General features: G+C 69.8%; 26 protein-coding genes. 16 read left to right on the top strand and 10 right to left on the bottom strand.

The features are described from left to right. Window positions 1-168: 168 nt before the first annotated feature. Window positions 169-1,686, bottom strand: coding sequence for a glycerol kinase GlpK (gene glpK / locus FU260_RS20175; protein WP_147918672.1), 1,518 nt, complete (start codon window positions 1,684-1,686; stop codon window positions 169-171). A gap of 193 nt (window positions 1,687-1,879) precedes the next feature. Here glpK and FU260_RS20170 point away from each other — a divergent pair, with 193 nt between their 5' ends. Further along, a complete protein-coding gene (locus tag FU260_RS20170) occupies window positions 1,880-2,845 on the top strand; it encodes a sugar-binding transcriptional regulator (RefSeq protein ID WP_268957806.1) in 966 nt (321 codons plus the stop codon). 4 nt (window positions 2,846-2,849) lie between these two features. Then, window positions 2,850-3,374 (top strand): amino-acid N-acetyltransferase, encoded by a 525-nt coding sequence (locus FU260_RS20165; RefSeq protein ID WP_235912406.1) that lies wholly within the window; start codon window positions 2,850-2,852, stop codon window positions 3,372-3,374. A 324-nt stretch (window positions 3,375-3,698) separates the two neighbouring features. On the opposite strand, the gene FU260_RS20160 is transcribed toward FU260_RS20165, so the two are convergent. From FU260_RS20160 to FU260_RS20145, 4 genes are all read right to left on the bottom strand, one after another. After that, window positions 3,699-4,274 carry a hypothetical protein gene (locus FU260_RS20160; RefSeq protein WP_147918671.1) on the bottom strand — a complete coding sequence of 192 codons (576 nt, stop codon included), beginning with the start codon at window positions 4,272-4,274 and terminating at the stop codon, window positions 3,699-3,701. Between the two features lie 109 nt (window positions 4,275-4,383). Further along, window positions 4,384-5,928, bottom strand: a complete 1,545-nt coding sequence (locus FU260_RS20155) for a glycoside hydrolase family 140 protein (protein WP_210418135.1) — start codon at window positions 5,926-5,928, stop codon at window positions 4,384-4,386. Between the two features lie 166 nt (window positions 5,929-6,094). Then, window positions 6,095-7,015 (bottom strand): HhH-GPD family protein, encoded by a 921-nt coding sequence (locus FU260_RS20150; RefSeq protein ID WP_147918670.1) that lies wholly within the window; start codon window positions 7,013-7,015, stop codon window positions 6,095-6,097. After that, window positions 7,012-7,806: a LysR substrate-binding domain-containing protein gene (locus FU260_RS20145; protein ID WP_147918669.1), complete on the bottom strand. Its 795-nt coding sequence runs from the start codon at window positions 7,804-7,806 to the stop codon at window positions 7,012-7,014. The genes FU260_RS20150 and FU260_RS20145 overlap by 4 nt, the downstream gene beginning before the upstream one ends. A gap of 33 nt (window positions 7,807-7,839) precedes the next feature. Here FU260_RS20145 and FU260_RS20140 point away from each other — a divergent pair, with 33 nt between their 5' ends. Next, window positions 7,840-8,235 carry a DUF5997 family protein gene (locus FU260_RS20140; protein WP_147918668.1) on the top strand — a complete coding sequence of 132 codons (396 nt, stop codon included), beginning with the start codon at window positions 7,840-7,842 and terminating at the stop codon, window positions 8,233-8,235. Between the two features lie 69 nt (window positions 8,236-8,304). Next, window positions 8,305-9,291, top strand: coding sequence for a hypothetical protein (locus FU260_RS20135; protein ID WP_147918667.1), 987 nt, complete (start codon window positions 8,305-8,307; stop codon window positions 9,289-9,291). Window positions 9,292-9,358: 67 nt separating this feature from the next. On the opposite strand, the gene disA is transcribed toward FU260_RS20135, so the two are convergent. Both disA and radA read right to left on the bottom strand, forming a co-directional pair. Then, window positions 9,359-10,414, bottom strand: a complete 1,056-nt coding sequence (gene disA / locus FU260_RS20130) for a DNA integrity scanning diadenylate cyclase DisA (protein ID WP_210418134.1) — start codon at window positions 10,412-10,414, stop codon at window positions 9,359-9,361. A gap of 121 nt (window positions 10,415-10,535) precedes the next feature. Continuing rightward, on the bottom strand, window positions 10,536-11,948 hold the full coding sequence (radA, locus tag FU260_RS20125; RefSeq protein ID WP_147918665.1) for a DNA repair protein RadA: 1,413 nt from the start codon (window positions 11,946-11,948) through the stop codon (window positions 10,536-10,538). Between the two features lie 117 nt (window positions 11,949-12,065). Between radA and proC the strand changes: the two genes are divergently transcribed. Both proC and FU260_RS20115 read left to right on the top strand, forming a co-directional pair. Beyond that, window positions 12,066-12,878 (top strand): pyrroline-5-carboxylate reductase, encoded by an 813-nt coding sequence (gene proC / locus FU260_RS20120; protein WP_147918664.1) that lies wholly within the window; start codon window positions 12,066-12,068, stop codon window positions 12,876-12,878. A gap of 90 nt (window positions 12,879-12,968) precedes the next feature. After that, window positions 12,969-13,496, top strand: a complete 528-nt coding sequence (locus FU260_RS20115; RefSeq protein ID WP_147918663.1) for a VOC family protein — start codon at window positions 12,969-12,971, stop codon at window positions 13,494-13,496. Window positions 13,497-13,533: 37 nt separating this feature from the next. Here FU260_RS20115 and FU260_RS20110 read toward each other — a convergent pair whose 3' ends face one another. Both FU260_RS20110 and FU260_RS20105 read right to left on the bottom strand, forming a co-directional pair. Then, window positions 13,534-14,229: a potassium channel family protein gene (locus FU260_RS20110; RefSeq protein WP_147918662.1), complete on the bottom strand. Its 696-nt coding sequence runs from the start codon at window positions 14,227-14,229 to the stop codon at window positions 13,534-13,536. Further along, window positions 14,222-15,619 (bottom strand): TrkH family potassium uptake protein, encoded by a 1,398-nt coding sequence (locus FU260_RS20105; RefSeq protein WP_235912405.1) that lies wholly within the window; start codon window positions 15,617-15,619, stop codon window positions 14,222-14,224. The genes FU260_RS20110 and FU260_RS20105 overlap by 8 nt, the downstream gene beginning before the upstream one ends. A 90-nt stretch (window positions 15,620-15,709) precedes the next feature. On the opposite strand from FU260_RS20105, the gene FU260_RS20100 reads away from it, so the two are divergent. The 4 genes from FU260_RS20100 to FU260_RS20085 all read left to right on the top strand — a co-directional run bounded on the left by FU260_RS20100 (window position 15,710) and on the right by FU260_RS20085 (window position 17,906). After that, entirely contained in the window at window positions 15,710-16,885 is a 1,176-nt protein-coding gene (locus tag FU260_RS20100) for an acetoin utilization protein AcuC (protein WP_147918661.1), read from the top strand. 111 nt (window positions 16,886-16,996) lie between these two features. After that, window positions 16,997-17,212 carry a helix-turn-helix domain-containing protein gene (locus tag FU260_RS20095; protein ID WP_147918660.1) on the top strand — a complete coding sequence of 72 codons (216 nt, stop codon included), beginning with the start codon at window positions 16,997-16,999 and terminating at the stop codon, window positions 17,210-17,212. 156 nt (window positions 17,213-17,368) lie between these two features. Continuing rightward, entirely contained in the window at window positions 17,369-17,467 is a 99-nt protein-coding gene (locus FU260_RS20090; RefSeq protein ID WP_084480631.1) for a 30S ribosomal protein bS22, read from the top strand. 202 nt (window positions 17,468-17,669) lie between these two features. Further along, window positions 17,670-17,906, top strand: coding sequence for a glutaredoxin family protein (locus FU260_RS20085; protein ID WP_147918659.1), 237 nt, complete (start codon window positions 17,670-17,672; stop codon window positions 17,904-17,906). 202 nt (window positions 17,907-18,108) lie between these two features. Here the strand turns inward: FU260_RS20085 and FU260_RS20080 are convergent, their stop codons facing one another. Next, the gene (locus FU260_RS20080; protein WP_147918658.1) at window positions 18,109-18,651 is read right to left on the bottom strand and encodes a YceI family protein; all 543 of its coding nucleotides are present in this window, start codon (window positions 18,649-18,651) and stop codon (window positions 18,109-18,111) included. 106 nt (window positions 18,652-18,757) lie between these two features. Between FU260_RS20080 and FU260_RS20075 the strand changes: the two genes are divergently transcribed. From FU260_RS20075 to ccsB, 6 genes are all read left to right on the top strand, one after another. Further along, entirely contained in the window at window positions 18,758-19,243 is a 486-nt protein-coding gene (locus FU260_RS20075) for a MarR family winged helix-turn-helix transcriptional regulator (RefSeq protein WP_235912404.1), read from the top strand. Window positions 19,244-19,322: 79 nt separating this feature from the next. Next, on the top strand, window positions 19,323-19,967 hold the full coding sequence (locus tag FU260_RS20070) for a histidine phosphatase family protein (RefSeq protein WP_147918656.1): 645 nt from the start codon (window positions 19,323-19,325) through the stop codon (window positions 19,965-19,967). Beyond that, window positions 19,964-20,686: a TlpA family protein disulfide reductase gene (locus FU260_RS20065; protein ID WP_244951251.1), complete on the top strand. Its 723-nt coding sequence runs from the start codon at window positions 19,964-19,966 to the stop codon at window positions 20,684-20,686. Before FU260_RS20070 ends, FU260_RS20065 begins: the two co-directional genes overlap by 4 nt. Continuing rightward, window positions 20,683-21,456 (top strand): cytochrome c biogenesis CcdA family protein, encoded by a 774-nt coding sequence (locus FU260_RS20060; RefSeq protein WP_235912402.1) that lies wholly within the window; start codon window positions 20,683-20,685, stop codon window positions 21,454-21,456. The genes FU260_RS20065 and FU260_RS20060 overlap by 4 nt, the downstream gene beginning before the upstream one ends. A gap of 13 nt (window positions 21,457-21,469) precedes the next feature. Continuing rightward, window positions 21,470-23,146, top strand: a complete 1,677-nt coding sequence (gene resB, locus FU260_RS20055; protein ID WP_147918655.1) for a cytochrome c biogenesis protein ResB — start codon at window positions 21,470-21,472, stop codon at window positions 23,144-23,146. After that, a complete protein-coding gene (gene ccsB, locus FU260_RS20050; RefSeq protein ID WP_147918654.1) occupies window positions 23,143-24,183 on the top strand; it encodes a c-type cytochrome biogenesis protein CcsB in 1,041 nt (346 codons plus the stop codon). Before resB ends, ccsB begins: the two co-directional genes overlap by 4 nt. The last annotated feature ends 231 nt before the right edge of the window (window positions 24,184-24,414 follow it).

Raw genomic sequence — 24,414 nt, 5'->3', positions numbered from 1 at the left:
CAACTCGCGGTCCCCGGCGGTGCCGCAACAACGGAGGCAACTTCGGGGATCGGAGAGAGGATGTACCTCACCTCCGATCCCCGAAGTTACCTCCGTTGCCCGGTGGCCCGGTTGCCCGGTGGCGTGCCAGGTCCGGTGGCCCGGTGGCGTGCCAGGTCCGGTTGCCGGTCAGGCCGGGGTGTCCTCGTCCACCCAGTCGAAGGTCTTGGTCACCGCCTTCTTCCAGTTCCGGTGCAGGCGCTCGCGCTCGTCGGCGTCCAGCTGTGGCGTCCAGCGCTTGCCCTCGGCCCAGTTGTCGATCACGTCCTGCTCTCCGGACCAGAAGCCGACGGCGATGCCCGCGGCGTAGGCCGCACCCAGGGCGGTGGTCTCGGCGACCTCGGGGCGGATCACGTCCACACCGAGGATGTCGGCCTGGAACTGCATCAGCAGCTCGTTGGCGACCATTCCGCCGTCGACCTTCAGCTCGCTGAGGTTCACCCCGGAGTCGGCGTTCATCGCATCGACCACCTCGCGGGTCTGGTAGGCGGTGGCCTCCAGCGCGGCGCGGGCGATGTGGCCCTTGTTCACGAACCGGGTCATGCCCACCAGGGCGCCGCGGGCGTCCGAGCGCCAGTACGGGGCGAACAATCCGGAGAATGCCGGCACGAAGTAGGCGCCGCCGTTGTCGTCGACCGTCTTGGCCAAGGCCTCGACCTGCGGTGCCTCGCTGATCAGGCCCAGGTTGTCCCGGAGCCACTGCACCAGGGAGCCGGTCACCGCGATCGAGCCCTCCAAGGCGTAGATCGGCTTCTGGTCGCCGATCTTGTAGGCCACGGTAGTCAGCAGACCGTTCTCGGAGGGGATGGCCTCCTCGCCGGTGTTGATCAGCATGAAGTTGCCGGTGCCGTAGGTGTTCTTGGCCATCCCGACCTCGAAGCACGCCTGGCCGAAGGTAGCCGCCTGCTGGTCGCCGAGGATCCCGGCGATCGGTACCCCGGGCACCATGCCACCCTCGCGACCCTTGCCGTAGACCTCGGAGGAGGAGCGGATCTCCGGCAACATCGACATCGGAATGCCCATGTCCGCCGCGATCTCGGAGTCCCACTGCAGCGTCTTCAGGTCCATCAGCATGGTGCGCGAGGCGTTGGTCACGTCGGTCACGTGCACGCCACCGTTGACGCCGCCGGTCATGTTCCACAGGATCCAGGCGTCAGTGTTGCCGAACAGCAGGTCCCCGGCCTCGGCCTTGGCGCGTACGCCTTCGACGTTCTCCAGGATCCAGCGGATCTTCGGCCCGGAGAAGTAGGTGGCCAGCGGAAGGCCGACCGTGGCCTTGTACTTGTCCGCGCCCTCCTGGCCGCCCAACTCGTCGACGATCTTCTGGGTCCTGGTGTCCTGCCACACGATGGCGTTGTAGACCGGCTCACCGGTGTTCTTGTCCCAGACCACGGTGGTCTCGCGCTGGTTGGTGATGCCCACGGCAGCGATATCGCTCTTGCTCAGGCTCGCGCGGGCGAGCGCCAGCCCGACGACCTCACGGGTGTTCCGCCAGATCTCCTGCGGGTCATGTTCCACCCAGCCGGCTTTCGGAAAGATCTGCTCATGCTCGATCTGGCCGCTCTCCACGATCTGACCGGAGTGGTTGAAGATGATCGCCCGGGAGCTCGTGGTGCCCTGATCGATGGCGAGTACATAGTCAGGCATGTCGTTCCTTCGGTGTTGGAGGGCTCCGCCGAGGCGGAATTTCTCGACGCTTCCTCACCACGCACTGGTTGCGGCACCCGCCCGGCACGTCGGTGTGGTTGCACGGTGTCCTGACCGCCATAGTTGCCTCGAGCGCACGAGTGCGCAACCATCGTGCACGAACGTGCAGGCTGTTCGCGGAAAGGATGAACGAGTGCGTGAGGACGATGCGTACCGTGCCGCGACGATGTACTACCTCCAGGACCAGACCATGGAGGTCATCGCCGGGACGCTCGGCGTCTCCCGGTCCACCGTGTCCCGCCTGATCAAGGCTGCCCGGGACGAGGGCATCGTGCGCATCTCGTTGCGCCGCCCTAGCGGCACTGGTGCCGATCTCGGACATCGGCTGGCGGCGACCTTCGGCATCGTGGCGCACGTGGTGCCCGTGCGCGAACGTGCCAGCGAGGTGCAACGGCTGGAACAGGTGGCGATGGTGGCCGCCGGTCTGGTCACCGAGTGGGTCCGTCCGGACATGGTGGTCGGCGTGGCCTGGGGCACCACGGTGACCGCGATCACCCGGCACCTGAACCCCAGCCCGGCCCGCGGCAGCATCGTGGTGCAGCTGAACGGAGCGGCGAACACCTACGCGGGCGGCGTCACCTACGCCGGCGATCTGGTCTCGACGATCGCCACCGAGTTCGACTCCACGCCGTACCTGTTCCCGGTGCCGGCGTTCTTCGACTTCGCCGAGACCAAAGAGGCGATGTGGCGCGAGCGCAGCATCCGTCGGGTGCTGGCCGTGCAGCGGCGGGTGGACCTCGCCCTGTTCGGAGTCGGCGCGCTCGCCGCCGACGTGCCCTCGCACGTGTACAACGCGGGGTATCTGGACGATACGGAGATGAACGAGCTGGCGGCTGACCGGGTGGTGGGGGATGTGTGCACCGTTTTCCTGCGCGAGGACGGCACCTACCGGGATATCGCCATCAACGCCCGAGCGACCGGCCCGACACCGCATGAGCTGCGCACTCTGGGCCGCCGGGTCTGTGTGGCGGTCGGTGCGGCGAAGGTCCCTGCGCTGCTCGGTGCGCTGCGCGCCCGGGTGGCTACCGATCTGGTCACGGACGAGACGACCGCGCGGCTGCTGTTGGAGCGACTAAGTCCCGAGAGCGTGGCAGGCTGAGCAGGTGAAAGCTGCCGACCAGCCCCACCTGGTGATTCGCCCCGCACTGCCCGCTGACGCACGCGCCATCCGCACGATCGTGGACCCCTATGCGGAGGAGCGCATCCTGCTGGCCAAGGACCTGGTTGGCTACTACGAGTCGGTCCCGGAGTTCCTGGTCGCCGAGGACCCCAGCACCGGTGACGTCGTCGGCTGTGGCGCGCTGCACGTGATGTGGGAAGACCTCGGCGAGGTGCGCACGCTGGCGGTCCGTGCCGACCGGCGCGGCACCGGGGTGGGGCACGAGCTGCTCGAGGCGCTGCTCGACCGGGCCCGGGAGTACCGGCTGACCCGGGTGTTCTGCCTGACTTTCGAGGTGGACTTCTTCACCGGTCACGGGTTCGCACCGATCGAGGGCGAGGTGGTGGACCGGGAGGTCTACCTGGAGCTGCTGCTCTCCCGGGACGACGGTATCGCCGAGTTCCTGGACCTGGCGCGGGTGAAGCCGAACACGTTGGGTAACACGCGGATGCTTCGCCAGCTGGACTGAGGCCCGCCCTCGCGCGGAATTGGCTAGGTTGTGTGCCATGGGTAAGCGGATGGGCGGGTTCAGGCGAAGCGGCGGCTCGCGGTTTCGGAGCAGGTCCGGCGGTGGGAGCTCGTTCGGGTCCTCCCGCCGGCGGTCATCGGGCTCATCGTTCTCCAGCCGGTCACGGTCACGGTCACGGTCGTCCGGTTCCGGATACCGGTCCTACCGCCGGCGCCGGCAGTACGGTCACGACGGCGGTGGCCGGCGCACGAACTGGCCGGTCACCCTGCTGATACTCGCCGTGCTGATCGTGGTCTGGCTGATCGTCCGGTAACTCCAGCGTCGTCAGGGCAGCCGGGGTCGCAGCAGCACGTTCACCCGCACGATCGCGAGCACCACCGCCACCTGCACCAGCAGTACGGCGCCGACAGCGGCACCGATCACGGCACCGATATCCACGATCGCCCAGATCGTCACCCCGACTACGGCGAGGGCGATGATGACGCGCAGCAGCACGGCCAGGCGCCGCGCGGTGCGGGCGATCTCACGCTGTGGGAGCTCGCGCCGGACGGCATCCTGGCTGGTCCGGCTCCCCGGCTCACCGACACCGCGGGCGATGCCCATCCAGCCGAGGCCGGCGATCGCGGCGGCGGCGATCGCGAGCAGCTGTGCACCGCCGAGCATGGTCAGTCCCGCCACCACCCGCACATCGCTGCGGTACTGCCCGGCCATGCTCAGCGCTCCCGCGCCGACCAGGGCCAGCACTGCACACGCGGCGCACATCACCAACAGGGTGCGGGTGTGCGCGCGCAGCGCACGCGCGATCGCCACATCCTCCAGGGCTGCGTCCTCGTCCACGTTCGTGTCCTGCTCCTCCCGCTCCCGGCGCTCGCCTTCCCAGTGCCGTCCGCGCGAGGTCATCCTCGCGCGGCAGCTCGCGATGAGCCTAGTGGGTGCCCTGCTCAGCTCCGGACGGTGCGCCGGACCGTCCGCCGGGCGGGAGGACGAGCGAGCGAGGGGGTGGGTGGCTTCACGACTGGTCCATCGGCTCTCCTGGTTTCCCGAACTGCTGGGAAGCGTCGTCCAGCACCAGGACCCAGTCGTTGCCTACCTGCTTGCCTCCGGGCGGGCTGAACGTCCGAACTCCGATGTTGTCGTACTCGCCGATGCGGGACGCTTCTCCCGTCCTCGGGTCGTACCACCACGCCACCACCCGGTCGCCGGTGACGTGCCCCAGTTGCAGCGAGAACGAGCGGCCGGTGTGGATGTAGGCGAACGCGTAGTGCTCCCCGTAGGTCGCCACCAGGCGGTCGTGGCGGAACCCGGGGTCCCCGTCGAACATCGTCGGGCCGGGGATTCGCTGGAAATAGGGCCTGGACAGCATCAGGTTCTTCATGTGCTGCAGCTGCCCGGCGCCCGGATCGTCCATCGTCTCGTACCAGTACTCGGCGACGTCGTAGCCGTTCACCGGCCCGTCCGAGGGAACGTGCATCGGCATCACGCCGCCGTTGCCGTAGGTGTGGCCGCAGGAACCGCCGAAGACGGACCAGTACGCGTAGCGGCGGGTGTCGGTGTCGTCCCAGAACGGCGTGGAGAAGTCGTGCAGTCCCTGGTGCACATGCTCGTAGCTCGGCTCGCCGTCCATGGTCGGCTTGGCTGGGTAGCGCGCGTGGTCCTCGTGCACATACATCCAGTTGTCCTCGGCCTTCCAATAGGTCGGCACGTCGATGCTGTTGTAGGTCGGCGAGACCCCGCTGTAGGTCTGCTCGTAGTTGCGGTGCCCGGACTGGAACATGTTGAAGTCGAGCCAGGACTCGTTGTGGAACCACGTCGAGGAGGAGAACCGGCCGTTCGGGTGGAACGTCATCAGGTGGTCCGGGTCCTGGCCTCGGATCGCCTCGGCCAGGCTGAGCCAGACCTCCATCTTCTCGTGGCCGGGTGCGTCGCCGCCGATCAGCCAGACGATGTTCGGGTAGTCCCGGTAGCGGCGGGCCAGCCATCGTCCGTACCACGCCGCATCGGTGGCGGACATCAGACCGTCCTTGACGATGTTGCGCCAGACGGCGTTCATCGCCATGTAGATCCCCGCCTGTGCCGCTACCTCCACCATGTGCGTGATGTGGTCCCAGTACTCGGGGTTCGGCCGGCGGATGTTGTTGCGGATGAACGGTGAGTTCCCGTAGTAGTCCGCGAACTCCAGGTTGGCCGGGATGACCTGCAGGAGCACCACGTTGTACTGCTTCTCCTGTCGGTTGTCGAAGTACTGCCCCATCTCCTCCCGGGACAGCTTGTGCAGCAGCCACGCGGTATCGGCCAGCCAGAAGAACGGCGTTCCGTTCTCGTGCTGCAGGAAGCGTCCGTCTTCGGAGACCATCAGCTTCCCGTTCTCCCACGGGCCTGGCAGATCGGCCAGTTGCCCGCCGCTGGTCGACTCATCGCCCGGATCGGCAGCCGCCGGGAGTCCACCTGCGCCCGCGGCCCCTATCCCCGCCGCGACGCTGGCGGCGAGCATCCGCCGTCGGGAGAGTCCAGGGTGTGAGCCATCGGCGATCTTGTCCGGTCCGTCGTTAGACACGTTGCCTCCGCGAATGTTGGTGAGACGCCCTTTGCCAGATATCCAAGCGCCTATGCATGAACATGCGTTAACGTAGCGGCCAAGAAGCATCACAGCAAACTTCGACCGTTCTGCTCCCACGCTGGAGACGGGTGCAGGCAACGGCCAAGCCGCGCGGACGCGGGGCCTAGGACGCTCCGCCGGCCGGCAGCCGGTAGGCGAGGGGGACGCCGTCGCTGTCGCGTTCGGCCTCGGCGAGCCCGTCGGTGACCAGAGCGGCGAGGATCCGGTCCCGCTGCCCCGGCTCGGGCCAGAGGTCGGCCACCTCGGCGGCGGAGAGCTGGTCCTGCTCCCGCAGTGCCGCCATCACCCGGCCCCGTGCTTGCCGGTCCGTGCCGTGCCACGCCTGGCTGCGCCGTCGATCGGCGTGCGTGTCCGCTGGCCGTCCTGCCGCTACCCAGGCGCAGCGGCGGGCGATCGGGCAGTGCGCGCACCGGGGTGAGCGGGCGGTGCAGACCAGGGCGCCCAGCTCCATCACGGCGACGTTCCAACGGGCGGAGGCTGCGCCGTCGCGGGGGAGGAGCGCCTCGGCACGCTCGCGCTCCGCGCGGCGCGGTGAGGGTGGCGGCAGCGCCTGCCCATCGACGGCCCGAGCAAGCACCCGCCGCACATTGGTGTCCAGGACCACCGCGCGGCGCCGGTAAGCGAACGATGCGACTGCGGCAGCGGTGTAGTCGCCGATCCCAGGCAGGGCACGCAGCACCTGCTCGTCCGCCGGCACGATCCCGCCATGCTCGGTGGCGATCGCGCGGGCCGCCTCTCTCAGCCGCAGCGCACGGCGCGGGTACCCGAGCCGGTCCCAGGCACGCAGCACGTCAGCGGTCGGGGCAGCGGCCAGATCCGCCGGAGTGGGCCAGCGGGTCATCCACTCCCGCCATCGCGGCTCCACCCGAACCACCGGCGTCTGCTGCAGCATCACCTCGCTGACCAGCACACCCCAGGCGGACGTGTCGGGGCGGCGCCAGGGGAGGTCGCGGGCGTGATCGCGGTACCAGTGCAGGATCGGGCGTCGTAGCGCCATCGGGTCCGGGGAGTCCTGCGCCGTCATCGGCGCCCTCGGCGCCTGGATCCGGGCCGCTGACCGCGTGCTGATGATGGCCGACGGCGGTAGGCACCTTTCGCGGGTCCGCCACCCTGGCCAGGTCTCGCCCGGGCAGCGGAGCCGCCTCGCGCAGAAGGGGCACCGGAGTCCCGGCCGGACTGGTCGGACGGGTCGGCCTCGGGCTCGAGGCGGCGCCCGCGGGTGGAGTTCACCGTGCGGCCGCGGACGATGCCGATGAAGTCCTCGACGGCGTCGGTGGTCTGTTCGGTGAGCCAGGCGAGCAGCACCGGCGCCCCCGGCGCTCCGGCGAGGGTGCGGTAGAGCAGATCGCGGCGGTGGTAGAGGCGGGCCAGGGACATCGGCACGATCAGCAGGCCGGTTCCTGCGGCGGCGAGCTCGATGGCATCGGCGGTGGTGGCCGGCCGGTGATCGAGGACCGTGGCGGGTAGGTGGCTGGTGTCGGGGTAGACGTCGTCGAGAGGGTGCAGCAGGACGTCGCCGGCCAGATCTGCGGCCGTGGCCTCTTCCTCGGCCTCGAGGGCGGCCAGCGCATGGTCCTTGGCCGCCACCACCACGGTGACCTCGGTGTACAGCGGGATGGCGCTGACCGTCTCGGAGTCGACCGGTGGGCGCAGCAGCGCGGCATCCACAGTCCCCTCGGTCAGCGCCGCGGCTGCGGTCGGGGCGGTCAGCGGGACCAGCTCCAGCGGGAGCTGGTGGCGCTCGGTCCAGGTGCGGACCCACTTGGCGGGAGTGACGCCGGGCACGTATCCGAGCCGGAACGGGGCAACTGGCATTCAGACAGGGTATCGGCGGGGCATACTGCCCCCATGAGCGCGAGCGCCGACCAGAAGATGAAGCCGATCACCGCGGCGAAGAAGCTGGGAATCTACCTTCCTGCGGCACCGGAGGAGTTCCAGTCCGCCTGGTTGACACGCGCGCAGCTGGCCGACCTGGAGAAGCACCCGCCGGAGTGGTTGCACACGCTCCGCCGCGAGGGCCCGCACCCGCGCCCGGTGGTGGCCGGCCGGCTCGGGGTCTCTATTGCCGGTCTGCTCCGGGCCGGGGCCGACGAGGCGTTGACCACTGCCGAGATCGATGCCCTCCGGGCGGAGCCGCCAGCCTGGTTGGAGCAGGAGCGGCAGGTGCACCAGGAGGTGCTGGCCGAGGAGGAACGGGTGCGGCAGCAGAAGGCGAAGAAGGGCCCGCGACAGTCTCGTCGCTGAGCGGCGCACCTCGCCCGGTCCCGGCGCGTATACGCGGCGCAGCGATGGTCGGCGGGTTACCGTCAGGTCGTGTCGAAACAGCCCCGAACTCCCGAGCGCCGCACCGGCTCGTCCGGTCGCGGCCAGGGTGCAGCGACCGGGCGCTCCCGCTCGGGGCAGGGGGCGACCAGGAACACCCGTGGTTCCGGAACGCGCGGCACGGCGGACAGGGCGAAGCGGACCGGCACCCGGGTGTCCCAAGGCGCCGGAGCTGGCAAGCCCAAGGGCGCCGGAACAGGTAAGACCAGCGGCGCCGGAACAGGTAAGACCAGCGGCGCCGGTACCCCGGCGGCGAAACCCGCTGGGGGCAAGCGTTCGACGACGAAGCAGCCCAGCTCCGGAACGGCGACGCGGCAACGGCCCGGGACGGCGGCCGGCCGCGGCAGCGGGACGAGCTCCAGCGCTGCACGGCGCCAGGCCGCGCAGGACCGGGCGGCGACGTTCCGCCGCCGCCGGGTGGTGGTCGGCGTCCTCGCGCTGCTGGTGGTGGCAGCCGTCGCCTTCGGGGTGGTGCGAGGTGTGCCTGTGCTGCTGGACCGGTTCGGCTCCGACGACTCCGACGCCACCGCCGAGCCGACGGCGGATTCCACCGGCCCGGACGAGGAGGCGCTCGCCAACCCGGTCGGCTGCCAGCCGGATGCGGTCTCTCTCGAGCTCGGCCTGGCCAGCGGTGAAGTCGCCGCCGGGTCGCGGGTGGACGTGCCGGTCACCATCACCAATACCGGACAGGTGCCCTGCCTGCTGGATGTGGGCAATGCGAGTCTGGAGCTGAGGGTCACCTCTGGTGATGACACGGTCTGGACCACCGCGCAGTGCCCGGCCAGCGGCGACGAACGGCAGATCCTGCTCGCCGCCGGAGCGGTGGAGGAGAACACCATCACGTGGAGCGGCCGGCGGAGTGCGGCGGACTGCCCGAGCGACACGCGCGAAGCACGCGCGGGGACCTATCGTGTGCAGGTGAATCTCGCCGTCGACGGTGGCGAGGTGACCGAGCGCCGGGCGCTCACGCTGAACTGACCCCGGCTCCGGCGGCGGGTGCCGAATCTGGACGGGGTGCGCTGGGCCGATCGGCCTGACCGCAGGATCAGGAGAAGCGTTCCAGCAGCGATGCCTCGGCCTGCCGGGACAGCCCCTCGCGCACCGCTCGCGCACGCTGGGCGCCGACCCCTTCGACCACCTCGAGGTCATCGATAGTGGCGGCGAGCATCTTCTGCAAGGTGCCGAAGTGGCCCGTGAGTGCGTTCACCACCGACATCGGCAGGCGGGGGATTCGAGTGAGCATGCGGATGCCGCGCGGGGCGATCGCCGAGTCCAGCGACTCGCCCTGCCGGCCGCCGATGCCGAGGATCCGGGCGATGTGCGGCAGGTCGATGAGCTGGGCCGAATCCAGATCGGCCAGGGCGTCGAGCACCTCATCGAGGGTGCGCGGGCCGCGGGCGTCCAGGTAGTCGCGGACCACCAGTTCCAGACCGGGCCCGATCCCGCCGATCAGCTCGTCGAACTGCAAGGCGAGCAGCCGGCCGTTCGTGCCCAGCTCCACCACATAGTCGGAGATCTCGGCGGAGATCCGGCGCACCATCTCCAGGCGCTGCACCACGGAGGTGACATCGCGCACGGTCACCAGGTCCTCGATCTCCAGCGCGGAGAGCGTGCCGGAGACCTCGTCGAGACGTGACTTGTACCGCTCCAGGGTGGCCAGGGCCTGGTTCGCGCGGGAGAGGATCGCCTCGGAGTCCTCCAGCACGTACCGCTGTCCGCCGACGTAGAGCGCGACGATGCGCATCGACTGGCTCACCGAGATCACCGGGAACCCGGTCTGCTTGGCGGCGCGTTCGGCGGTCCGGTGGCGAGTACCGGACTCCGTCGTCTCGATGGTCGCGTCCGGGATCATCTGCACGGCCGCGCGCAGGATCCGCTTGGCACCTTCGTCCACCACGATCGCGCCGTCCATCTTCGCCAGCTCACGCAGCCGGGTGGAGGAGAACTGCACGTCCAGCTCGAAGCCGCCGGAGCAGATCGAGGCCACGGTCTCGTCGTTGCCGAGGACGATCAGCGCACCGGTCCGGCCCCGCAGGATGCGTTCCAGCCCGTCACGAAGCTCCGTCCCCGGTGCCACGGCGCGCAGTGTCTCGCGCAGCATGGGTGCGAGGGTGGAATCGGGCACCAACGGTTCCTTCCGTCCAGGCGGGCTGGTCGGAGCACACTCTACGCGAGCATGCCGCATCGACAGGTCAGGGCTGCGCCGGTGACGAAGCGAGTGCTCAGACCCGGCGCAGCGGTACCGGGTCGGAGTTGCGCACTTTCTCCACGCGCTCCGCGGTGGCCACCGCCTCGTGCAGGTTCGCCACCCGGATCACCTCCAGACTGTCCGGCACGGTGCCCAGATCCCCGGCCGCCGGCACGATCGCCCGGGTGAACCCGAGCCGGGCGGCCTCCGCGAGCCGGCGCTGCAGCCCGATCGCCGAGCGCACCTCGCCGGTGAGACCGACCTCGCCGATGGCGATCAGTCCGTGGTGCACGGTGAGTTCGCGGCGCGCCCCGACCACCGCCAGCGCGATCGCCAGGTCACAGGCCGGTTCGGTCACCCGCGCACCGCCGACTGTGGCCACGTAGACGTCGCGCGCGGCGGTGTCCACCCCGAGGCGACCGTGCAGCACCGCCAGGGTCATCGACACCCGCGCCGAGTCCACCCCGGCGGTGGTCCGCCGCGGGTTCGAGGAGAACTGGTGCGTGGTCAGTGCCTGGATCTCCACCGGCATCGGCCGCCGGCCGTCCAGGGTGATCGTCACGCAGGTGCCGGGCACCGGGTCGCGCTGCCCGGACAGGAACAGTCCGCTCGGGTCGGCCAGGGAAGTGATCCCGTTCTCCGCCAGGGCGAAGCAGCCGACCTCGTCGGTGCTGCCGAAGCGGTTCTTCACCGCTCGAACCATCCGCAGTTGGGCGTGCCGGTCGCCCTCGAACTGGCAGACCACGTCCACCAGGTGCTCCAGCACCCGTGGTCCGGCGATCGACCCGTCCTTGGTGACGTGCCCGACCAGGACCACCGGCATCGCCGTACGTTTCGCGACGCCGATCACTGCGGAGGCGACCTCGCGCACCTGGGACACGCCCCCGGGGGTGCCATCGACGTCGGCCGAACCGATGGTCTGCACCGAGTCCAGGATCAGCAGGTCCGGCTGGATCTGCTCCACGTGACCGAGCACGGTGGCCAGATCGGTCTCCGCCGCGAGCAGCAGACCGTCCTGGATCGCCCCGATCCGGTCCGCGCGCATCCGCACCTGGCTCGCCGACTCCTCCCCGGTCACATACAGCACCCGCTGCCCCGTCGAGGCTGCGCGGGCGGCCACGTCCAGCACCAGGGTCGACTTGCCCACGCCCGGCTCGCCGGCGAGCAGCACGACGGCGCCCGGCACCATCCCCCCACCGAGCACCCGGTCGAACTCACCCACTCCGGTGGGCCGGTAGCGGGCTTCGTGGGCGTCCACCTCACCGATCTGGCGAGCGGGGCTCGCCACGGCCGCGACCGCCGTCGTGCGTGGGCCTGACGTAGGTGCGCCGGCCTCGACGACTGTGCCCCAGGCCTGGCACTCGCCACACCGGCCGACCCACTTGGCCGTGGTCCAGCCGCACTCGGCGCAGCGGAAGGACGGGCGGGGAGTGCGAGCAGCAGCCATACCCCAGACGCTAGCGTGCGGCGGTGACATCGGCGGTAAGGCCGGATGAACCGGTAGCGTGCTTTCACGGCCAGGCGAGCGTCGGCCGGATGATCCCGAGCAGCCCGAGGAGTGCCCATGGCCAGCGACACAGCCCTGATCGGCGTGGGGGTGATGGGCGAAGCGGTACTGACCTCGCTGCTGACCGTCGTGGATCCAGCACAGGTGCGGATCAGCGACGGGCGGCCCGAGCACGGCCGGGAGCGCGCCGCGGCGCACGGCGTCCGCTGGGTGGAGCAGAACGTCGAGGCGGTGGCCTGCGCGGACGTGGTGATCGTGGCCGTCAAACCGAAGGACGTCGCCGCGGTGCTCGCCGAGATCGACCCTGTGCTGGGGCCGGAGGTACTGGTGGTGAGCATCGCCGCCGGCATCCCCACCGCGTTCATCGAATCCCGCCTGGAAGCGCCGGTGCCGGTGGTCCGGGTGATGCCGAACACGCCTGCCACCATCGGGCAGGGGGTGAGCGTGATGAGCCCCGGTTCCCATACCACCGACTCCCACCTCGACCAGGTGGCCCAGCTGCTCAGCGGTACCGGCACGGTGCTGCGGGTGCCCGAGTCCGACCAGGACGCGGTGACCGCGATCTCCGGTTCCGGCCCGGCGTATGTGTTCTACCTGATCGACGCGCTCGCCGAGGCGGGGGTGCTCGGTGGGCTGAGCCGGGCGACCGCTCTGGAGCTGGCGACGCGGACGGTGGCCGGCGCAGGCGCGATGGCCGCAGCGTCCGGCGAGCACCCGGTGGTGCTGCGGGAGCAGGTCAGCTCACCGGCGGGCACCACTGTGGCCGGGGTACGTGCCCTGGACCAGCACGGGGTGCGCGCCGGGGTGGTCGCCGCGGTGGAGGCGGCCCGGGCTCGTTCGGTCGAGCTCGGCAGGTCGCTCGAGGAGTAGTGCTCCACGTCGGTCGGGGCCTCGCGGATTGCGGTCAGTAACTGGCACCAATCCTCTCTAGCCTGAGGACTACCAACCAAGGGAGTCATCATGGCCCGGACCGATTCCGCCACCCCGGCGGGCTACACCACCGTGGCCCCCTGGGTCGTCACCGACGACACCGGGGCGCTGCTCGATTTCATCGCCTCCGTCTTCGACGGCGAGGAGCTCGCCCGCGTGCAGACAGCCGACGGATCGATCGGTCACGGAGAGATTCGGGTCGGCACCACCGTGGTGCTCGCCTTCGACCGGCGCCCGGAATGGCCGCAGATGCCGAGCCTGCTGCGGGTATGGGTGCCCGATGCCGAGGCGGCCGTCGCTCGAGCGGTCGCGCAGGGTGCGAGCGTGGTCACCGAACTCGGAGACAATGCGTTCGGTCAGCGCGGAGGGCGCGTCAAAGACCCACTGGGCAACATCTGGTGGGTTACCGAACAGGTGGAGACAGTGCCGGAGGAGGCGATCTGGCAGCGCCTGGAGCAGCCCGAGTACAGCGAGAACATGCGGTACGCACAGGAGTCGCTGGACATCGAGCTGAGCAGCTCTCCCGCCGGCCGAAGCAGCGCACCGACCCGCGGCTGAACCTGCTCCTGCGGCCCCCTCCGGGAACGCGAACCCACTAGGGCCGGGCGGCGAACTTCTCCAGCAGGACGGTGTCACCGGACAGGATCAGCGCGTCTCCGGCATCGATGCGGGTGTCCGCGGTGGCATATTCGAACGGCTTGCCCGGCTCCTTCACGCCGATCACCGTCACGCCGTACTTGCGTTTGATGTCCGCCTCGCCGACCGTGAACCCGTGCGTCTCCTTCGGCGGGCGCATCTTCACGATGGTGAACTCGTCCTCCAGCTCGATGAAGTCCAGCATCCGCCCGGAGACCAGGTGCGCGACCCGCGCGCCGGCGTCATGCTCGGGATATACCACGTGGTGCGCGCCGATCCGCTGCAGGATGCGGCCGTGCTCGGCAGAGATCGCCTTCGCCCAGATCAGCGGGGTGCCGATGTCCACCAGGTTTCCGGTGATCAGCACGCTCGCTTCCAGCGAGGTGCCCACGCCGACGACGGCGATCGGGAAGTCTCGTGCGCCCAGCTGTTCCAGCGCATCCGGGTTGGAGGCGTCCGCTTCGACGAGCGGCATTCGTCCGCTCCAGGCACGGATCAGCTCGGGGTCGCGCTCCACGGCGAGCACGTCCCGACCGAGCCCGTCCAGGGTGGCAGCCAGCGAGGCGCCGAACCGGCCCAACCCGATCACCAGCACGCTGGCGTCGTGCCCGTAGTCGATCTCGGTAGCCGCTTGACGGTCGGATTTCCTAGCCAATGGACGGCCTCTCCTCGGGGAAACGGATCACGCGCCGGCGGTCCCGCAGGGCCAGCGCCGCAGCCAGGGTCATCGTGCCAGTCCGGCCGGCGAACATCAGCGCCACCAGGACATACTTCGCCGAGTCCGGCAGCGTCGGTGTGATCCCGGTGGTCAGGCCACAGGTGGCGAATGCGGAGATCACCTCGAACAGCACCTGGTTCAGGTGCAGGTCGGTGAGCACGAGCAGCGCGAGCGAGGCCGCGCCGACCATCGTGGCGCCCACGAACGCCACGGCGATCGCTACCCGCACCACGCCCGGGTCCAGCCGCCGGCCGAACACCTCGATGTCCCGGTCACCGCGCGCCTCGGCGACGATCGCCAACAGCATGACGGCGAAGGTGGTCACCTTGATCCCGCCGGCCGTGGACGCACTACCGCCGCCGACGAACATCAGCGCCTCCTGCACGAGCCAGGTGCCCTCGCTCATCGAGGCCACCTCCACGGTGGAGAACCCGGAGGAGCGGGGCGTCATCCCCGCGAGCAGGCTGCTCAGGATCTTCTCGTTCAGCGACAGCGGTCCGAGCGTGTCCGGGTTGCCCCACTCCAGGGCGGCGATCGCTACCGCACCGACGGCGAACAGCAGGGCGCTGGTGACCACGGTCAGCTTCGCGTGCAGCGACCAGCGCCGCGGGCGCCGCCAGTTCTGCGTGATCGCCAGGATCGCCGGGAAGCCGAGCGCACCGATGAACCCACCGATGATGATCGGCAGACACATCCACCAGTCACCGGTGTACGGCGCCAGCGTCTCCTCGATGATGATCCCGGCGTTGTTGAAGATCGAGATCGACTGGAACAGGCTGTGCCACAGTGCCCGGCCGATCGGGTAGCCGATCATCAGGAACTTCGGAAGCAGCACCAGCATCAGCACCCCCTCGATGACCGCAGTGGTGACCAGCACCGCACGGATCAGCGACCCGACCTCGCCGAGCCTGGTGGTCTTGGTCTCCGCAGCAGCAAGCAGCCGCTGGGTCAGCCCGATCCGGCGGGACACCGCCAGGCCGAGGATGGACGCCAAGGTCATCACGCCCAGGCCACCGATCTGGATGCCGACCGCGATCACGGCATGCCCGAAGCTGGACCAGTAGGTGGCCGTCGGCACGGTGACCAGCCCGGTCACGCACACCGAGGTGGTGGCGGTGAACAAGGCATCGGCGAACGGGGCACGCTGCCCGCTCGCTGTGGCGATCGGCAGCGAGAGCAGGCCGGTGATCACCGCGATCACCAGGGCGAAGACACCGATCGTCAGCCGGGCGGGCGAGCGGTGTGCGATCGCATCGATGCCTTCACGGATGCGAACGAACGCAGAGGTGCCCTCCTCCGGCACATGCTCCACACGCTCGGTGTCCACGACTCTCCGCTTCTACGCATCGATGGTCGTTGCATACTGTGCCACGCGCTCCGGCGCCATGCCGTGGGCAACACCGATACGGTGACCTGCATGTCCGTGACCCTGCCCTGGAGCGAGAGCCTGCTCGGCTACGACTTCGGCGCCAGCCACCCGATGGCCCCGGTGCGGTTGAAGCTGACCTTCGAACTGTTGGCAGCGCTCGGGCTGCTGGAGGACTCGGACCTGCACCTGGTCCCGGCCGAGGTGGCCGACGATGCCACGCTCACCACCGTGCACGAGGCCGCCTATGTGCGAGCGGTGCGGGCAGCCAGCGCCGGCACACCGGACCGGGCCAGGGGTCTGGGCACCGACGACGATCCCATCTTTCCGCAGATGCACGAGGCCTCGGCCCGGATCGTCGGCGCCACTGTGGCCGGCGCGCGTGCTGTCTGGGGCGAGCGCCCGGCGCATGCGGTCAGCCTGGCCGGCGGTATGCACCACGCGATGGCCTCCCGGGCCGCCGGTTTCTGCGTATACAACGACGTCGCCGCGTCGATCGCCTGGCTGCTGGCCAACGGCTGCGAGCGGGTGCTCTACATCGACGTGGACGCCCACCACGGCGACGGCGTGGAACGGATCTTCTGGAACGAGCCCCGGGTGGTGACGCTCTCCGTGCACCAGAGCGGGCAGACGCTGTTCCCGGGCACCGGGTTCGCCCAGGATATCGGCGGAGCGGACGCGCGCGGCAGCGCGATCAACCTGTCTCTGCCGCCGGGCACGTCCGACCGTGGCTGGCTCCGCGGGATCGAGGCCGTCGCCGGGCCGGTGGCACGGGAGTTCGCTCCGCAGGTGCTGGTCAGCCAGCACGGGTGCGACACCCACGCCCGGGACCCACTGACCGCGTTGGAGGTCTCCGTCGACGCTCAACGGGCCGCCGCGGAACTGATCTCCGGCTGGGCCGCAGATCACGCCGGCGGCCGGTGGTTGGCGACCGGAGGGGGCGGCTACGACCTGGTCTGGACGGTGCCTCGCGTGTGGTCCCATCTGGTGGCGATCAGCCTCGGCCGCCACTTCCCGTCCGACACGGAGATCCCAGCCTCGTGGCAGCAGCTCGCTGGGAAGCTGACCGGAGCGGAAGTGCCGACCACGATGGGTGAGGTCGGGGATGTCTCGTTCCGCCCGTGGCTGGACGGTTACGACCCCGCAGACCCCGTCGATCGGGCGATCATGGCCACCCGGCGGGCGGCCTTTCCGCACCACGGTCTGGAGCCGATGACGGCCGACTGATCGTCGGGGGAGTTCCAATTCCGCACGAAAACCCTCTAGGATGATTGGTTGGGGACCGGCATCGGCTCCCGACATGTCATCCCACCGCGAGCCCGGAGAGGAACCAAGGCCATGGCAGACGCCGCCGCCGCGCCACGGTTCCTGACTGTCGCCGAGGTGGCGGAGATGGCTCGGGTGTCCCGGATGACCGTGTATCGGATGGTGCACTCCGGCGAGCTGCCGGCGATCCGGGTGGGGAAGTCCTACCGGGTGCCACAGGCGGCTGTGGAGAAGATGCTCTCCGACGGGCTCGACTTCGGCGAAGGGCAGTCCGCCGTCGGGCGTTGAGCGGTACTCGGGTGCCGGGCGGCCCGCCGCGCGGGCCGGCTAGCGCAGGGGTCGTTCACGCGAGGCGTGAGGGGCGGATCCGAGCCGGTAAGATATCCCCTTGTTCCACTGTGGTGCGAGCCGTTCGCGCCATCCGTAGATTCGTAGCGAGGTCCCGTGGGTTCAGTCATCAAGAAGCGCCGCAAGCGTATGGCCAAGAAGAAGCACCGCAAGATGCTTCGCAAGACCCGTCACCAGCGTCGTAACAAGAAGTAGCACCCGGCGGCGTCCCGCTGCCACAGCTACCCGCCCGGCCCGGCCGCGCCCTCCAGTTGCCCGGCTGTGCCGGCACGTGGCTGGCTGCCGCCGGCGCCCGGGTGGGCTCGGACCAGCCCCGGTGACGGCTGAGCGCCCAGGTGAGCACCGCCGTCGCGCGGTGAGTGGGCTCCTCGGCAGCACCTGAGCAGAGGGAGAACCTATGAGCGCACGTGTACAACTCCTCGGCCGGCCCGGCTGCCACCTCTGTGAGAACGCCCGGCGGGTGGTGCGCGCCGTCTGCGACCACCGAGGCGAGACCTGGGCCGAGGTGAACGTGGACGAGGACCCCGACCTCGCCCAGCGCTACGGCGAGCTGGTACCGGTGGTGCTGGTCGACGGCGAGCAGGTCGGCTACCACCAGATCGAGCCCGACCGCCTGCGCGCCGCACTGGACTGACTGCGCCGAGCACGACGAAACCGGCCCACCCGGATGATCTCCGAGTGGGCCGGTTTCATTGCGCTGCGCGGGTGTCTGAGTACCTTCTGGACATCTGAGGACCGAAACTTCGGTCCTCAGATGTGCATCCAGTACTCAGACGATCGTCTGGCGCCCGGGGGTCGCTCCCTGGGCTGACCGGCTGGCGCCTGAGGGCTGGTGGTCAGACGTTCGCGGTCTCGCGAGCAGCCTCGATCTCGATGACGATCTTCACCTTGTCGCCGACCAGCAGGCCGCCGCCCTCGAGGGCCACGTTCCAGGTCAGGCCGAACTCCTTGCGGGAGATCTCGGTGCTGATGCTGAGGCCGACCTGCTCCTCGCCCTCGGCGCCGATCGCGCCGTTGACCTCCACGTCCAGGGCGACCGGCTTGGTCACGCCGTTGATGGTCAGGTCACCGCCCAGGACGAACTCCTCGCCGCTGCCGGAGACCGAGGTGCTGACGAAGGTCCACTCCGGGGTCGCCTCGGCGTTCCAGAAGTCGGCGCTGCGCAGGTGGCCGTCGCGCTGCTCGTTGCCGGTGTGCACCGAGGCGGCCTGGATGGTGACCTGTGCGCTGGAGTCGGCGAAGTTCTCGGCGACGGTGAACGAACCGTTGAAGTCGGTGAACCGGCCGCGCACCTTGGCGATACCGGAGTGCCGGACGATGAAGCCGACCTCGCTGTGGGCGGCGTCGATGGCGAAAGTGCCGACGGGGATGGTGCTCATAGTGGTGTGCTCCTCGTGTGGTTGCGCATTGAATGGTTGAACGTTGTAGTAATTACTATGACGATCCTCTACGCTGATGTCAAGAGGTAGGGAAAGGAGATCGGGTGTGAGCCGGGACGCACTTTGGCTCGACAGCGAGCAGCAACAGCACTGGCGCACGTTCCTGATCGGCAGCTGGGCCCTGCTGAACGCCTTGGAACGGGACCTGGAAGAGACCGCCCGCCTCTCGATGAGCGAGTACGAGGTGTTGGTGCGGCTCAGCGAGGCCGAGGACCGCAGCCTGCGGATGTCTCAGCTCGCCGAGCAGGTGGTGGCGTCCCGGTCCAGGCTCACCCACACGGTGCGCCGGATGGAGCAGGCCGGCCTGGTGCTGCGCCGGTCCAGCGTCGGCGATCGGCGCGGCGTGGACTGCCTGCTCACCGATGACGGCTACGCGCGGCTGGTGGCCGCCGCACCGCACCATGTGGCGTCGGTTCGCGCGCGGCTGGTGGACGTGCTCGAGCCGGAGGACTTCACCCGGCTCGGGGGGATCTTCGAGACCATCGGTGCCGCCCTGGACGCCGACGAGCACGAACCCGAGCCCACTTCCTGACCCGCGCCCGCTGCGGCGCGACGGCTGAGCCGCGGGCCGGTGGCGCGGAGCACCCAGGAAGGTTTGCGAGACTGGGGTCATGGTGCGTACCACTGTTCATCTGCTCCGGCACGGCGAGGTCTTCAACCCCGAACGGGTGCTCTACGGGCGCCGGCCGGGTTTCGGGCTCTCCGAACGGGGGCGGACCATGGCCGGGCGGATCGCCAGTACCTTTGACGCACGCGAGGCAGACCTCGTCTACCTGGCCGCTTCACCGCTGCAGCGCGCCCAGGAGACCGCCACCCCGCTTGCCGAGACATTCGGCCTCGATATCGACACCGACGGCCGGCTGATCGAAGCGGTGAACTACTTCGAGGGCACCTCCGTGGGCAAGGACCCCAGCCTGCTGCTCGACCCGCGGTACTGGCCCAAGCTGGTGAACCCGGGCCGGCCCTCCTGGGGTGAGCCGTACCTGGAGCAGGCGGAGCGGATGTTCGCTGCGATCCGAGAGGCGAAGCGCCACGCCGCCGGGCACGAGGCCGTGCTGGTCTCCCACCAGCTGCCGATCTGGGTCGTGCGGCGCACCCTCGAGGGACGGTCGATGATCCACGACCCGCGCCGCCGCCGGTGCACGCTCGCCTCGCTGACCAGCCTCACCTTCGAGGACGGCACCCTGGTCGCCCTGGACTACTCCGAACCCTGCCGGGATCTCCTCCCAGACCCCTCGACGGCGGTGCTTCCGTGACCGACCCGCCTCCCCGGGTGGGTGGTCCGGTCCGGCTCAGGGCACGCGCGCGGGCCGGCGGATCCAGAGGCGTTCACCCGGGTAGTGGTGCGAGCACTCAAGCGCGCGCCGGTCGCACGGGCCGGCACGTTCGCCCGGGTGGTGGCGCACTGCGCACGGTCGCTGCGGCACTGTGCGCTCTCGCTCTGCTCACCGGCTGTGCCGCAGCTGAGGATGACCCGGCCGACGGTGTCGAGGCCGGGTACGTCTCCGGTGACGGCAGCATCGAGACCTGGCCGGCCGAGGAGCGCGGTGCACCGGTCGAGCTGGCCGGCACCACCTACGACGAGGAGCAGATCGACCTGGCCGACTGGCGCGGGGACGTGGTCGTGGTGAACTTCTGGTACGCCGCCTGCCCACCCTGCCGGGCGGAGGCGCCCGACCTGGCCGCCGTCGCCACTGACTACGCCGACCAGGACGTGCACCTGCTCGGGGTGAACCACACCGACGACGCCGGCACCGCCCTGGCCTTCGAACGCTCCTTCGAGGTGCCCTACCCGAGCCTGAACGACACCGACGCCGAGGGCGTCGCCGCGATGCAGGGCGTGGTGCCGCTGCGCGCCATGCCGTCCACTGTAGTGCTGGACCAGGAGGGCCGGGTGTCGGGCCGGATCATCGGTCAGGTGCAACCGGGCACACTGCGTGCGCTGATCGACGACACCCTGGCGGAGGAGGTGTGACCCCCGTGGCCGCCTGGGGCTCCTCCCTCGCCGAGGTGGTCTTCTCCGGATCACTGCTCGCAGCTGCCCCGGTGGCTCTGCTCGCCGGCTTCATCTCCTTCGCCTCACCGTGCGTGCTGCCGCTGGTACCGGGCTATCTCGGCTACCTCGGTGGCATGGTCGGGGCGGACCCGGCCGGTAAGGGCAGTGGGTCCCGGGCCCGCCTGGTGCTCGGTGTGCTCGGCTTCGTGGCCGGGTTCACCCTGGTGTTCACCCTCGCCACGATGGCGCTCACCTCGATCGGGATCACCCTGTTCCGCTGGCAGGACGTGATCACCCGGGTACTCGGCGTACTGGTGATCCTGCTCGGCCTGGCGTTCCTCGGCGCGATGCCGTTCCTGCAACGCGAACGCCGGCTGCACATCTCCCCACGCGCCGGGGTATGGGGTGCACCGCTGCTCGGGATCGTGTTCGGCCTCGGCTGGGCGCCCTGCATCGGCCCCACCCTGGCCGCGGTGCAGTCCCTGGCGGTGGGCGGTGGTGACCCGGTGCGGGCACTGGTACTGGTGCTGCTCTACTGCCTCGGCCTCGGCCTGCCGTTCATCCTGGTGGCGATGGGGCTGAAGTCCTCGACCCGGATGGTGGCCTTCCTGCGCCGGCACCGGCTGGTGATCATGCGCGCCGGCGGGGGAGTGCTCATCCTGCTCGGCCTGGCGCTGGTGACCGGGCTCTGGTCCCGGTGGGCCGGCTGGCTGCAGGGCCTGATCGACGGCTTCACCACGGTGGTGTGAGGGTGGTGCGCTGATGGGAAGCTACCGGCCCGAAGGGCTGAAGAGCGGCAGCGGCGAGACCCTGGTGGAGGAGAAGCCCACTGGCTCGGGACGGCCGCCTCGGGGAGCGGCACTCGGCGTCAAGGGCTGGCTGCGCTGGACCTGGCGGCAGCTGACCAGCATGCGGGTGGCGTTGATGCTGCTCCTGCTGCTGGCGGCAGTGGCCCTGCCCGGTGCATTCTTCCCGCAGCGCTCCTCGGACCCGAACGCGGTGGTGCAGTACTACCGCGACCACCCCGACACGGCCCCGGTGCTGGACAATCTGCACCTGTTCGACGTCTTCTCCTCGCCGTGGTTCTCCGCGGTCTACCTGCTGCTGTTCATCTCCCTGATCGGCTGCATCATCCCGCGCACCGTCTCCCACCTGAAGAGCCTGCGCGCCAACCCCACCCGGGTGCCGCGCCGGTTCGCCCGGTTCCCGGTCCGCACCGAGCTGCGCACCGAGCTGACACCGGACCAGGTGCAGGAGGCGCTCGCCGGCACGATGGGCCGGCGCTACCGCCGGGTATGGGGCACCGAGTCGGTGACCACCGCGGCCGGCCGGGAGCGCACGATCCACACCGTCTCCGCCGAACGTGGCACCGGGCGGGAGACCGGCAACCTGATCTTCCACCTGGCCCTGGTCGGTCTGCTGGTGGTGACCGCGTGGGGGCAGCTGGTGCACTACCGCGGGCAGATCGTGATCATCGAGGGCCGCACGTTCGTCAACTCCCCGGTGGACTACGACTCCTTCGACACCGGTGCCTGGTACGACGCTGAGGCGATGGAACCGTTCCGGGTCCGGCTGAACGACTTCAGCTCCGTATTCACCGAGGACGCACAGCCCCGGGACTTCATCGCGGACATCTCTCTGCTCAGCCCGGACGGGAACAGCAGGGATCATCTGCTCCGGTTGAACCATCCGCTGGAGACGAACTCCACCCGGGTCTACCTTTCCGGCAACGGCTACGCCCCGGACGTGACCGTGACCGACGCCTCCGGTGAGGTGGCCTTCTCCGGGCCGGTGATCTTCCTGCCTAGCGGCGACGCCGGGTACACCTCCAACGGCGCGATCATGGTGCCGGACACCGCTGACGGGCTGGAGCAGCTCGGCTTCAGCGGCAGCCTGCTGCCCACGGCGGCCGTCGCCTCGGACGGCACCCCGATCACCTCCAGCTATCCGGAGCTGATGGACCCGGTGCTGATGCTGAACCTGTACACCGGGAACCTTGGCCTGGACGACGGCGTCCCGCAGAACCTGTACACGCTGGACACCGCTGGGCTGACCGCCGTCCCCGATCCGGAGGACCCGGCCGAGGCGGCCCGGATCACGCTCCGGCCGGGGGAGAGCGTCGATCTGCCGGACGGCCTGGGCACGATCACCCTGAACGACATTCCGCGGTTCGCCGCACTCGATGTGCGCTACGACCCCTCGATCCTGTGGATGGGGCTGTTCGCCGGGATCGCGATCGCCGGGCTCACCGGTTCGTTGTTCCTGCCGCGGCGGCGGATCTGGGCCCGAATCATCCCCGGCCCGGGCGGGGCTACAGTGGTCACGGCGGCAGCATTGGCCCGCGGTGACGACCCCGGGTTGCGGCGTGAGCTCGATCGGGTGCTTGCCCCGCTCAGCGAGGATGAACCTGCCACGGAGCAGACGAAGGAGAGACCGTGAACACCGAACTCGGCGCCGTGAGCACCTTGCTGGTGTACGGCGCGATGGCCTGCTACGTGGTGGCTATGGTGGCGTTCGCCGTGGATGTGTCCGCCCTGGGCGTCGGCGCCAAACCGGACCGGCGCCGGCGTGCTGCTGGGATCGGCATGTCCGTGATCTGGCTCGCGGTGCTGGTGCACTTCGTGGCGATCGTGCTTCGCGGAGTGGCCGCTGGCCGGGTGCCGTGGGCGAACATGTACGAGTTCACCCTGATGTTCACGTTCTTCCTGGTGGCGCTGTTCGTCGGGATCCAGCGGCGCAAGGACATCCGCTACCTCGGGGTCGGTGTCGCGCTGCTGGCATTCTTGGCGCTGTTCCTCGCCACGGCAGTGCTGTTTGTGGAGGCCGACGGCGTGCAGCCCGCGCTGGACAGCTACTGGTTGGTGATCCACGTCTCGGTGGCCACCTTGGCCACGGGGCTGTTCGGCCTGAGTGCGCTCACCTCGGTGGTGCAGCTGGTCAAGGGACGCCGGGAGGCGCGTGCGGACGAGCCGACTCCGGCGATCGTTCCAGGCGGGGATGGTTCGGCTGATGGCGACGGCGGAGCTTCTGGTGGCGGCGGATCTGGCCGGGGCAACGGTGCTCCCGTGGGCGAGCGGGGTCCTGGCGGCGGTAGTCTCGCGGTGGCTCCGGCGCGGGCCCGCAGCGGTCCGACGGTGCTGGACCGAGTGCTCGATCCGCTCCCGGCGGCAGCGGACCTGGAGCGGTTCGCCTATCGGTTGAACGCGGTGGCGTTCGTGGCCTGGACGTTCACTGTGGTGGCTGGTGCGGTCTGGGCCGAGCATGCCTGGGGCCGGCCGTGGGGGTGGGATCCGAAGGAGACCTGGAGCTTTGTGATCTGGGTGATCTACGCGGCCTACCTGCACGCGCGGGTCACCACCGGCTGGGCGGCGCAGCGGTTCGCCTACTTCGCCCTGGCCGGCTTCGTCGCTCTGCTCGCCAACTTCTACGTGGTGAACATCTTCTTCGACGGCCGGCACTCCTACTCCGGGCTCTGACCCTCCGGCTCTGATCCGCGCGGCACCTCCCACCCCGCACCTCCCACCCCATCGGAGGTAACCTTGGGGATCGGAGGGAAGTGGCAACGTGCCTCCATCCCGCGAACCTACCTCCGCTGAGGTGGAGGGCCCCGGTCACGCTGACCGGCATTGGTCTGCCGACCAGTGTGCGGAACAGATCGCGAGCCGGTTCCGGCGGTCGACCTGGTAGTGGTGTTCGCCGGGGCGGCC

The sequence above is a fragment of the Ruania zhangjianzhongii genome, assembly GCF_008000995.1.
Lineage (GTDB): Bacteria > Actinomycetota > Actinomycetes > Actinomycetales > Beutenbergiaceae > Ruania > Ruania zhangjianzhongii.
The sequence above is the reverse complement of the archived record's forward strand: the minus strand, read 5'-3'. Positions and strand labels throughout refer to the sequence as shown.